Origin of the sequence: Acidocella sp. MX-AZ02, from assembly GCF_000306035.1 — a bacterium.
Lineage (GTDB): Bacteria > Pseudomonadota > Alphaproteobacteria > Acetobacterales > Acetobacteraceae > Acidocella > Acidocella facilis.
Genome location: NZ_JH976209.1, coordinates 157,607 through 167,028 on the forward strand (window position 1 = coordinate 157,607; position 9,422 = coordinate 167,028).

A 9,422-nucleotide genomic window follows, 5' to 3' on the forward strand; every position below is an offset into this window, starting at 1 on the left:
GGGAGGAGGGCGGCTTGTTCGCGCGAGGGGCAGGGCTTACCCGCCGTAGCGCTGCAAGGTCTGGCGCAGCGGGTTGGCGCCGGGATTATTGCCCTGGCCATCAACGACGATCTGCCGCGCATCCAGCTGCTGGCCGTAATATTGCTGCTCGGCGCCGGCATTGTTGGAGAGCACGGTGCCGGAGAGCGAGACGCCGCCATAGAGCCCCTGGCTCTTGGAGAAGCTGATGATATCGGCATTGGTGGCGGTGGACATGGCGCCATTCACGCCGGCCCCCAAAGTCGCCACCGAAAGCCCGGCATCCGCGCCGATCTTGAATTGCGAGTTCAGCAGCGCGTTCAGCCCGCCCGTGGTCATGATGATCATCATCACCTCGGCGTTCTGCACGCCGATCTGCAGGCCGAAGCTGCCCGCGCCCATGGAATAGATGGCCGGGTTGGACCAGCCGCCATCGGCGGTGCGGGCACTCATCACGCAGCCGCCGCCTTCGCCGCCGAAGAAGAAGCCGGCCTTGAACACGTTCGGGCAGACCACGACGGCTTTGGCCTTGCGCAGGAAGTCCTGCGCCTGGGATCCCTGGGCGCCGCCCATCATGTCTTCCAGGGACAGGGTGGCGCTGTCGACCAGATGTTGCGGGTTGGCGGCCAGGGCCGGGGCGGCGGTGCCGGCCGCGAGGGCCGCGGCGAGAAGCAGGCGCTTCATGAGAGAACTCCTTCGGGTTTGGGCGCGTCTTGCCGTGTTGCTGCAGGTGGGGTGGCGGCCTCAAAGCGGCAAGCTTGGGTGGATGAATGTTCATTAACCGACAAAACCCGCCAGCCGCGCGGCCCATGCGAGAGCCGGGTGAGGGAGATATTGTCGATCTGCAAGCAGAGCGCCTGATGCGGGGTCAGCCCCAGCGCATAGGCGCAGGCGGCGCGGATGGCCCCGCCATGGCTGACGATGATGGTATCCGTACCTTCCGCACTTTCCCGCAGCGCCTCCAGCCCGGCACCGACGCGCTCGATCAGATGCGCGAAGCTCTCCCCGCCTGGCGGCGTCTCGGCGGCATGGATCGGCCAGAACGGATGCCGCTCATCATGGCCGCGGGCGTCGAAGGTGGAAATCGGCACGCCCTGCCAGTCGCCGAAATCCTGCTCGATGAAGGCGGGCTCGATCAGCCGGGGCATCTGCGGATAGCCGGCGCGCTGCAGCGCATCGGCGGTGAGCTGGGTGCGGGTGAGGGGGGTGCAGACCAGCCGGGCCGGGCGCGGCAGCCGGGCGGCCAGGGCGGCATAGTCCGCCGCCTGCGCCGCCATCGTGTCGGTGCATACCGGCACGTCGTCGGTGCCGTAGAGGAAGGCCAGATTGTCCCGGTGGACCAAAGCGTGGCGGATGAGCCAGAAGCGGTGCATGCTCAGTCTCCGGTTGGGCACGCCGCCGCCGCGCCGCGCCTGATTGCGTCTGCGTCAGGCATGAAGACGAAGATTATGGCGCAAAACCGGCTTATGCGTGTCCGCATCGGGGCCGGCATAGGCTCTGAAAACCGCGTCTCCATGCGCTTTTGGGATTAAGCGCGCGATGCGGTCTTGCCAACCACCCCCGGCGAAGGGCGCCTATGCGGCGGGTGGGGTGAGCTGGTCGAAGGCTTCCAGCGCCTGGGCGGCGTACATCGCGGAGGGGCCAGCGCCCATATAGATCGCCATGCCCATCGTCTCCAGCACCTCCGCCCGGCTGGCCCCGTGCTTGCCGGCGGCCTGGGCGTGATAGGCGATGCAAGGCTGGCAGCGCGTCGCCACCCCGATAGCGAGCGCGATCAGCTCCTTGGTTTTCTGGTCCAGCGCGGTGCCGGCATGGGCGCCCTGGGCGAGGGCGGCAAAGCCCTTCATCGCCTCCGGCGCGCCCTGGCGCAGCGTTTTCACCCCGCCATTCATGGCCTCGATCAGCTTCGTCCAGTCCTGGATCATGTCCTGTCTCCTGAAAATGCCGCGAGCATAAGGGCGGGACGGCGCACCGCCTTGACCTTGCGCAAAACACGGCGCGGACTCGCACCGCGCGGCGCATCGGTCTATGCCGGGCGGCATGGATCAGCTGGCTTTGTATTTCCATTGGCCCTTCTGCCTGGCCAAATGCCCCTATTGCGACTTCAACTCCCATGTGCGCGAGAGCCTGCCGCAGGCGCAGATGCTGGCGGCGCTGACGGCGGAGCTGGGCTATGAGGCGGCGCGGCTGGGGCGGCGCGAGGTCGGCTCGATCTTCTTTGGCGGCGGCACGCCCAGCCTGATGGACCCGGACAGCGTGGCGGCACTCATTCAGGAGGCCGGGCGGGTGTTCCGCCTGGCGCCGGAGGCCGAGATCACGCTGGAAGCCAACCCGACCAGTGTGGAGGCGGCGAAATTCCAGGCCTATCGCCAGGCCGGGGTGAACCGTGTGTCCATCGGCGTGCAGAGTTTCGAAATCGAAGCGCTGCGATTTCTCGGCCGCCAGCACAGCGCCCAGCAGGCCATCGCCGCGATCGAGCTGGGGGCGAAAATCTTTCCCCGCATCTCCTTCGACCTGATCTATGCCCGGCCCGGCCAGAGCCAGGCGGCATGGCGGGCGGAATTGCGCCAGGCGCTGGATCTGGCGGCGGATCATCTCTCCCTCTACCAGCTCACCATCGAGGACGGCACCAAATTCGCCACCCTCCACGCCCGGGGGGAGTTCTCTTTGCCGGATGAGGACGAGGCCGAGGCGCTGTATGACATCACCGCCGAGGAGGCCGGGCGCTATGGATTGCAGCGCTACGAAGTCTCCAACTACGCCAAGCCCGGCGGTGAGAGCCGGCATAACATGACCTATTGGCGCTATGGCGATTATGCCGGCATCGGCCCCGGCGCGCATGGGCGGCTCTCTCTGGGCGGCCGGCTGCTGGCCACCACCCGCCATCGCGCCCCGGAGCCCTGGATGGAGCGCGTCGCCGCGCATGGCCACGGCACCACGCTGGAGGAGGAAATCCCGGCCCAGGACCGCGCCCGCGAGGCGTTGATCATGGGGTTGCGGCTGCGCGAGGGCATCGCCGCGCCGCACTTCGCCGCCCGCACCGGCATTGCCCTGCTGGACGCCATCGAGCCGGAGATCCTCGATGAATGTCTCGCCGAGGGGTATCTGACGTTCGCTGACGACCGGCTGGCCGCCACCGCGCAAGGCATCAAACGGCTGGACGCATTGCTGCCGGCCCTGTGCAGATAGTATAGCCAGCCGCAATTAAGGGAATTTCGATGCGCTATGTTTCGACGCGGGGCCAGGCCCCGGAGATGGATTTCGCCGGCGTGCTGCTGGCCGGCCTCGCCAGCGATGGCGGGCTCTATATGCCAGCGAGCTGGCCGCGCTTCTCCGCCGAGGAGCTGAAATCCCTGCGCGGCCTCCCCTATCCCGAACTCGCCGCCAAGGTCATCGCCCCGTTCGCGGCGGGCAGCGTCTCCGAGGCTGAGCTGCTCTCCATGTGCAAGCTCGCCTATGCGGAGTTCGCCAGCAAGGCGATCGTGCCGCTGGTGCAGCTGGAGACCAATCTCTACGCGCTGGAGCTGTTCCACGGCCCCACGCTCGCCTTCAAGGACATGGCGCTGCAGCTGGTCGGGCATCTTTTCGAGCATGTGCTGGCCAAGCGCGGCGAGAAAGTCCGCATCGTCGGCGCCACCTCCGGCGATACCGGCTCGGCCGCCATCGAGGCTGTGGCCAACCGCAAAAATATCGACATCACCATCCTGCACCCGTACGGCAAAACCTCCGAGGTGCAGCGCCGGCAGATGACCACGGTGCAGGCGGATAACGTCCTCAACATCGCCGTGGACGGGAATTTCGACGATTGCCAGGATCTGGTGAAGGCAATGTTCGCGGATGCGCCGTTCCGGGCCGAGATGAATCTCTCCGCGGTCAACTCCATCAATTTCGCCCGTATCGCCGCACAGATCCCCTATTATGTCTATGCCGCGCTCAATCTCGGCGCGCCGGAGCGGGAGGTGGCGGTCTCCGTCCCCACCGGGAATTTCGGCAATATCCTGGCGGCCTGGGCGGCCAAGCAGATGGGGCTGCCGATCGTCAAATTCATCGTCGCCTCCAACCGCAACGATATTCTCTCCCGCTTCCTGGCGGAGAACGACATGTCCGTGCATGAGGTCGAGCCCAGCCTCTCGCCCTCCATGGATATCGGCGTCAGCTCGAATTTCGAGCGGCTTTTGTTCGAATTCCTGGGCCGGGATGCGCTGCTGACCGCGAAGACCATGGCGGATTTCCGCAGCACCGGGAAAATGACGGTGGAGGCGCCGGTCTGGCGCGCCATCGCCCATGAATTCCAGGGCTACCGCCTCTCGGACGAGGCGACTTTGGCGGAAATCAAGCGCTTCTACACCGAGAGCGCCTATCTGGCGGACCCGCATTCGGTCATCGGCCTCGCCGCCGGGCGCGATTGCGACACGGGGCGCCTGCCGGTGATCTGTGCCGCCACCGCGCATCCGGCGAAGTTCCCGGATGCGATTGAAAAAGCGGTCGGCATTCGCCCGCCCCTCCCAAACCATCTTTCCGACCTATATGACAGGAAAGAGACATTCACCCGCGCCGGCGCCGATCTCAACCAGATCGAAACCTTGGTGCGGAATTTTGCGAACAGGAACTGAAATGCCTGAACAGGTTTCCATCACCACGCTGCCCTCCGGCCTGACCGTGCTCACCGAGCGCATGGAACGGGTGGAAACCGTGTCCTTCGGCGCCTATGTCGGGGCCGGCACAAGGCACGAGACCGCCGCCGAAAACGGGGTGGCGCATTTCCTCGAACATATGGCCTTCAAGGGCACCGAGCGGCGCTCGGCGGCGGATATCGCCGAGGCGATCGAGAATGTCGGCGGCCATATCAACGCCTATACCTCGCGCGAGCAGACGGCCTATTACGTCAAGCTGCTGAAGGAGGATCTGGCGCTGGGGGCGGATATCATCGGCGATATTCTCTGCCATTCCAGCTTCGAGCCGGAGGAGCTGGAGCGCGAGCGTGGGGTGATCCTGCAGGAAATCGGCCAGGCGAACGACACGCCGGACGATATCATCTTCGACCATTTCCAGTCCGCCGCCTATCCGGCGCAGCCGATGGGCCGCCCGGTGCTGGGCACGGAAGCGATCATCTGCGGCATGAAGCGCGAGGCGCTGCCGGGCTTCATGCGCCAGCATTATACGCCGGAGAACATGGTCATCGCCGCTTCCGGCAATCTCTATCATGAGCAGGTGGTGGAGCTGGCGCAGCGCCATTTCGCCGACCTGCCGCGCGCCGAGCGCGCCGCGCCGATGGAAGCCGATTATATGGGCGGCGAGTATCGGGAGCTGCGCGATCTCGACCAGGCGCATATCGTGCTGGGCTTCGATGCGCCGGGCTATGGCCAGCCGGATTATTATCCTTCCATGCTGCTCTCCACTCTGCTGGGCGGCGGCATGTCCTCGCGCCTGTTCCAGGAAATCCGGGAGAAGCGCGGGCTGGTCTATTCCATCTACAGCTTCACCGCCCCGGCGCAGGATGGCGGGCTGTTCGGCATCTATGCCGGCACCGGTGAATCGGAAGCGGCCGAGCTGATCCCGGTGACGCTGGAAGAGCTGGAGAAGGTGCAGCGCGCCGTCAGCGAGGCGGAGCTGAACCGCGCCCGGGCGCAGCTCAAGGCCGGGCTGCTGATGAGCTTAGAGTCCACCGGCAGCCGCTGCGAGCAGCTGGCCCGGCAATGGCAGGTGTTCGGGCGGATCATCCCGGTTGAGGAGACCGTGGGCAAGATCAATGCCGTCACCGTGGAGGATATCCGCGCCTCGGCCGCCAAGATTTTCCGGCAGAAACCCACTCTGGCCACCATCGGCCCGGTGGCGCAGGTGCCGAAATTCTCCGCCATCATCGACCGGCTGGCGGCATGAGCGCGCTCTCCGACGCCGCCGCTGGGCTGCTGGAAGCGGCGAAGCGGGCCGGGGCGGATGTCGCCGAGGTCGGGCTGTATGAGGGCACCTCGGTCGGCGTGCAGCGCCGGCTGGGCAAGACCGAGGAGACCGAGCGCGCCGAGACCACCGAGCTGAGCCTGCGGGTGTTCCTGGGGCGCTGCTCGGCCTCCGTCTCCGCCAGCTCCATCGACAGCAGCGCCTTCGCGCGCCTGGCCGCGCAGGCGGTGGCGATGGCGAAAGTGGTGCCGGAGGACCCGTATGCGGAAATCCCCGAGGCGCCGCCGGCTCTGGATGCCGGGTTTTTGGAGCTTGAAGACCCGGTTGAGCCGAGCGCTGATCTGCTGATCGCGCGCGCGGCCCAGGCCGAGGACGCCGCCATGGGCGTGCCCGGCATCACAAATTCCGAAGGTGGCTCCGCCAGCTGGTCGCGCGCCGTCTCGGTGCTGGCCACCAGCCATGGGTTTCTGGGCGAATATGCCCGCACCGCGCATAGCGTCTCCGTCACCGCCATTGCCGGCACCGGCACCGCGATGCAGCGCGATTATGATTATGACAGCGTGATCCATGGCGCGGATCTGGCCGACCCGGCGCAGCTGGGCCGCAATGCCGCCGCCCGCGCGCTGGCCCGGCTGAACCCCAGGCGCCCGGCCACCGCCAAGCTGCCGGTGATCTTCGATCCACGGGTCTCCGGCTCCATCCTCGGCCATCTGGCCGGGGCGATTTCCGGCGCCTCGATCGCGCGCGGCACCTCCTTCCTGAAGGATGCGCTGGGCCAGCGGATTTTCCCCGCCGGGTTGGAGATCATCGACAACCCGCTGAAGGTGCGCGGCCGCCGCTCCCGCCCGTTTGACCGCGAGGGCCAGCGCGTGGCGCAGATGAGCTTCATCGCGGACGGGGTGCTGACGGGCTGGATCCTGGATACGCGCTCGGCCAACCAGCTTGGGCTGAAGACCAACGCCCATGCCGGCGGGCTCTCGAATTTCTACATGGCGCCGGGGCGGCTGAGCCCTGAGCAGTTGATGGCCGACATCGCCGAAGGGCTTTACGTGACCGAGATGATGGGCTCCAGCATCAACGGCCTCACCGGCGATTATTCGCGCGGGGCGGCCGGGTTCATGATCCGCAATGGGCAGATCGCCGAGCCGGTGGCGGAGATTACCATTGCCGGGAACCTCAAGGACATGTTCCTGAACCTGACGCCAGCCAGCGATCTGGAATTCAAGCGCGGCACCGATGCGCCGACGCTGCGGCTGGACGGCATGACCCTGGCCGGCGCCTGACACCGGCTTTTCGCGCCCGCGCGACACGCAGGTGATGGGCCACCACGGCCCATCACCCGGCAGCTGGAACATGGAGGTGGTGGGCCATGGGCAGACTGCGCGGAATAGCTAAGCTGCCGGCGATGAATGGTGGCTTAAAAAAGCCTGATTTTTTTGTCAGTCGTTGCGACCGGCGCGTTGATTTCGTTTCGGATTTTTAAGGCAGACCCCGCCATGACATGCCCGGCGCCGCTGCAGGCGCCCGGCATATCGGGGTTAACTGCCCTTCTTATCCCACGGCGCCTGGCCGAGATTGACCTGCTTGGGCGTGGTGTTGGACCCGGCCAGCGCGCCCGCGCCGGCACCGATGCCCGCTCCGACGACCACGCCGATCGGCCCGCCGACAATGCCGATCAACGCCCCCGTGGCCGCGCCACCCGCGGCCGTCCCGGTGGTGCGCCCGGTGCCATGGCCGCAGCCGGCGAGGGCCAGCGCCATCGCCAGCATCAGGGATTTCTTGAACATCCATCTCTCCTGTTTGGTCTTGCCCTTGTCTCAAAGGCGCGCCGCGTTGCGCAAGCCAAACCGCCGATCGATCCGCCTGCGGGACGGGGTGCGCTGATAGACGTTTTTCTTTTCAAGGACTTGAGAAAAGTTTCCGGCAATGCGCGGGGGCTGGGTCCAGAACGGATTGGTTTAAAAAGGGTTGCGAAGCGCGATCCGGCGCGTACATGGTGAAACGTAACCAACGCGGAGAGCCCGATGTCCGACACGTCCAAATTCCCGGTGCAGCTGAAGGCCCCCAGCTGGGTGGATGACTTCAAGGCCTTCATCATGCGCGGCAATGTCGTCGATCTGGCGGTTGGTGTCGTCATCGGCGCCGCCTTCACCGGCATTGTCAGCTCGCTGGTCAAGGACGTGATCAACCCGATCATCGGGCTGATCACCGGCGGGGTGGATTTCTCCAATCATTTCATCATCCTCAAAGGCACCCCGGCGCTCACTTTGGCGGATGCCCAGAAGGCCGGTGATGTCACGTTGAATTATGGCGTGTTCATCAATGCGGTGATTAATTTCGTGATCGTCGCGGCGGCGATCTTCTGGATGGTCCGGATGGTGCAGAAGATCTACAAGAAACCGACGCCGCCGGCCGCCGCCCCGGCGCCGACGCCGACCGAGACCCTGCTGACCGAAATCCGCGACCTGCTGAAGGATAAGGGCACGGTCTGAGCCGCAGCCCTCCTCCTGGGCATGGCGGCCAGGGAGGCGCACAGCGTTGCGCCGGCCGGCCGTCTCTCGTCATTCCAAAATCGACATATGGCCAGTTAAACAATTCATTTCATTAATGCTGCGCTGCAGCATATACTCACGCAGCCGGGCCGTGGCGGCCCGGTGACGGATCGCGGATGCGGACTCAAAGCGTGGATTTAAGGCATTTCACATGGCGGGGCCCGGCGGCGGGACTCTCGGACGGGTTCTACCGCCTCGCGCGGCAGCTGGAATCCCGCGCCTTCGGTCTGACCCCGGAGCAGATCGGCATTGTCGAGGGCTTGCGGGCGGCCACCGCCGTGGCGGTGATGGCCGCTCTCGCCTACGGGCTGGGCCGGCCCTGGCTGGCCTGGGCGGTGTTCGGCGCCTTCTGGTGCTGCCTGGCGGACCCGGGCGGGCCGGATTGGGTGCGCAAACGCGCCATTGGCGGCTTCGCTTTGGCCGGGGCGCTGGTGCTGCCCATCGTTTCCATCGCCGGCGCGTTCGGGCCGTTTGTGGGCGGGCCGGTGATGCTGGCCGTCGTGTTTCTCACCAATCTGCCGCGCGCCTGGGGCGCCTCGGCCACGGTGCCGGGCATTCTGGTCAGCGTCGTCGCGGTGGTGGGGGTGGATTATCCGCATACACCCGCCGGCGCGCTGGTGCTCACCGGCGCGTTCCTGTTCGGCTGCGCCTGGGCCTATCTGCTCTGCCTGGTGCTCTGGCGCATCCATCCGCACGCCCCGGTGCGCCGCGCGGCGGCGGCCCTGTACGCCCGCGAGGCGGCGATGGTGCAGGACATGCTGGTGCTGGCCGGGCATGAAGAGGCCAGCGAGGCGGACTGGGCCGGGCTGAATGCCGAGCATCGGCGTGCGGTGCGGCTCTCCATCGAGCGCGCCCGCGCGGCGGTGGCGCGGCTGGAGCAGCGCCGCGCCCGGCATGAGCTGGCGGTGGATTGCGCGGACCGGCTCTTCGCCGGGCTGCTGGCGCTGGGCCATG

General features: G+C 66.5%; 9 protein-coding genes and 1 pseudogene. 6 read left to right on the top strand and 4 right to left on the bottom strand.

Annotated elements, in window-relative coordinates; genetic code table 11:
- Window positions 1–36: 36 nt before the first annotated feature.
- The 3 genes from MXAZACID_RS12955 to MXAZACID_RS12965 form a co-directional block, all read right to left on the bottom strand.
- Window positions 37–702: a lipid-binding SYLF domain-containing protein gene (locus MXAZACID_RS12955; protein ID WP_008494866.1), complete on the bottom strand. Its 666-nt coding sequence runs from the start codon at window positions 700–702 to the stop codon at window positions 37–39.
- On the bottom strand, window positions 699–1,391 hold the full coding sequence (locus tag MXAZACID_RS12960; RefSeq protein WP_008494867.1) for a histidine phosphatase family protein: 693 nt from the start codon (window positions 1,389–1,391) through the stop codon (window positions 699–701). The genes MXAZACID_RS12955 and MXAZACID_RS12960 overlap by 4 nt, the downstream gene beginning before the upstream one ends.
- A 201-nt stretch (window positions 1,392–1,592) precedes the next feature.
- A complete protein-coding gene (locus tag MXAZACID_RS12965) occupies window positions 1,593–1,943 on the bottom strand; it encodes a carboxymuconolactone decarboxylase family protein (protein WP_008494868.1) in 351 nt (116 codons plus the stop codon).
- 115 nt (window positions 1,944–2,058) lie between these two features.
- Here MXAZACID_RS12965 and hemW point away from each other — a divergent pair, with 115 nt between their 5' ends.
- From hemW to MXAZACID_RS12985, 4 genes are read left to right on the top strand one after another with little or no spacing between them, the layout of a single operon-like run.
- Window positions 2,059–3,207: a radical SAM family heme chaperone HemW gene (gene hemW, locus MXAZACID_RS12970; protein ID WP_083878810.1), complete on the top strand. Its 1,149-nt coding sequence runs from the start codon at window positions 2,059–2,061 to the stop codon at window positions 3,205–3,207.
- A 29-nt stretch (window positions 3,208–3,236) separates the two neighbouring features.
- Entirely contained in the window at window positions 3,237–4,631 is a 1,395-nt protein-coding gene (gene thrC / locus MXAZACID_RS12975) for a threonine synthase (protein WP_008494871.1), read from the top strand.
- 1 nt (window position 4,632) lies between these two features.
- Complete coding sequence (locus MXAZACID_RS12980) at window positions 4,633–5,898, top strand: pitrilysin family protein (protein WP_008494872.1); 1,266 nt, start codon at window positions 4,633–4,635, stop codon at window positions 5,896–5,898.
- The gene (locus tag MXAZACID_RS12985; protein ID WP_008494873.1) at window positions 5,895–7,199 is read left to right on the top strand and encodes a TldD/PmbA family protein; all 1,305 of its coding nucleotides are present in this window, start codon (window positions 5,895–5,897) and stop codon (window positions 7,197–7,199) included. The genes MXAZACID_RS12980 and MXAZACID_RS12985 overlap by 4 nt, the downstream gene beginning before the upstream one ends.
- A gap of 255 nt (window positions 7,200–7,454) precedes the next feature.
- On the opposite strand, the gene MXAZACID_RS12990 is transcribed toward MXAZACID_RS12985, so the two are convergent.
- Window positions 7,455–7,703, bottom strand: a complete 249-nt coding sequence (locus tag MXAZACID_RS12990; RefSeq protein ID WP_008494874.1) for a hypothetical protein — start codon at window positions 7,701–7,703, stop codon at window positions 7,455–7,457.
- A 237-nt stretch (window positions 7,704–7,940) separates the two neighbouring features.
- On the opposite strand from MXAZACID_RS12990, the gene mscL reads away from it, so the two are divergent.
- Both mscL and MXAZACID_RS13000 read left to right on the top strand, forming a co-directional pair.
- Window positions 7,941–8,408 carry a large conductance mechanosensitive channel protein MscL gene (gene mscL / locus MXAZACID_RS12995; RefSeq protein WP_008494875.1) on the top strand — a complete coding sequence of 156 codons (468 nt, stop codon included), beginning with the start codon at window positions 7,941–7,943 and terminating at the stop codon, window positions 8,406–8,408.
- 176 nt (window positions 8,409–8,584) lie between these two features.
- Window positions 8,585–9,422, top strand: a pseudogene (locus MXAZACID_RS13000) (hypothetical protein); the annotation flags it as partial.

Excerpts from the sequence above, each read along its gene's own strand:
- MXAZACID_RS12965 (WP_008494868.1), bottom strand. The coding sequence starts at position 1,943 with ATGATCCAGGACTGGACGAAGCTGATCGAGGCCATGAATGGCGGGGTG.
- MXAZACID_RS12985 (WP_008494873.1), top strand. The coding sequence starts at position 5,895 with ATGAGCGCGCTCTCCGACGCCGCCGCTGGGCTGCTGGAAGCGGCGAAG.
- MXAZACID_RS12990 (WP_008494874.1), bottom strand. The coding sequence starts at position 7,703 with ATGTTCAAGAAATCCCTGATGCTGGCGATGGCGCTGGCCCTCGCCGGC.
- MXAZACID_RS12960 (WP_008494867.1), bottom strand. The coding sequence starts at position 1,391 with ATGCACCGCTTCTGGCTCATCCGCCACGCTTTGGTCCACCGGGACAAT.
- MXAZACID_RS12980 (WP_008494872.1), top strand. The coding sequence starts at position 4,633 with ATGCCTGAACAGGTTTCCATCACCACGCTGCCCTCCGGCCTGACCGTG.
- MXAZACID_RS12955 (WP_008494866.1), bottom strand. The coding sequence starts at position 702 with ATGAAGCGCCTGCTTCTCGCCGCGGCCCTCGCGGCCGGCACCGCCGCC.
- mscL (WP_008494875.1), top strand. The coding sequence starts at position 7,941 with ATGTCCGACACGTCCAAATTCCCGGTGCAGCTGAAGGCCCCCAGCTGG.
- hemW (WP_083878810.1), top strand. The coding sequence starts at position 2,059 with ATGGATCAGCTGGCTTTGTATTTCCATTGGCCCTTCTGCCTGGCCAAA.
- thrC (WP_008494871.1), top strand. The coding sequence starts at position 3,237 with ATGCGCTATGTTTCGACGCGGGGCCAGGCCCCGGAGATGGATTTCGCC.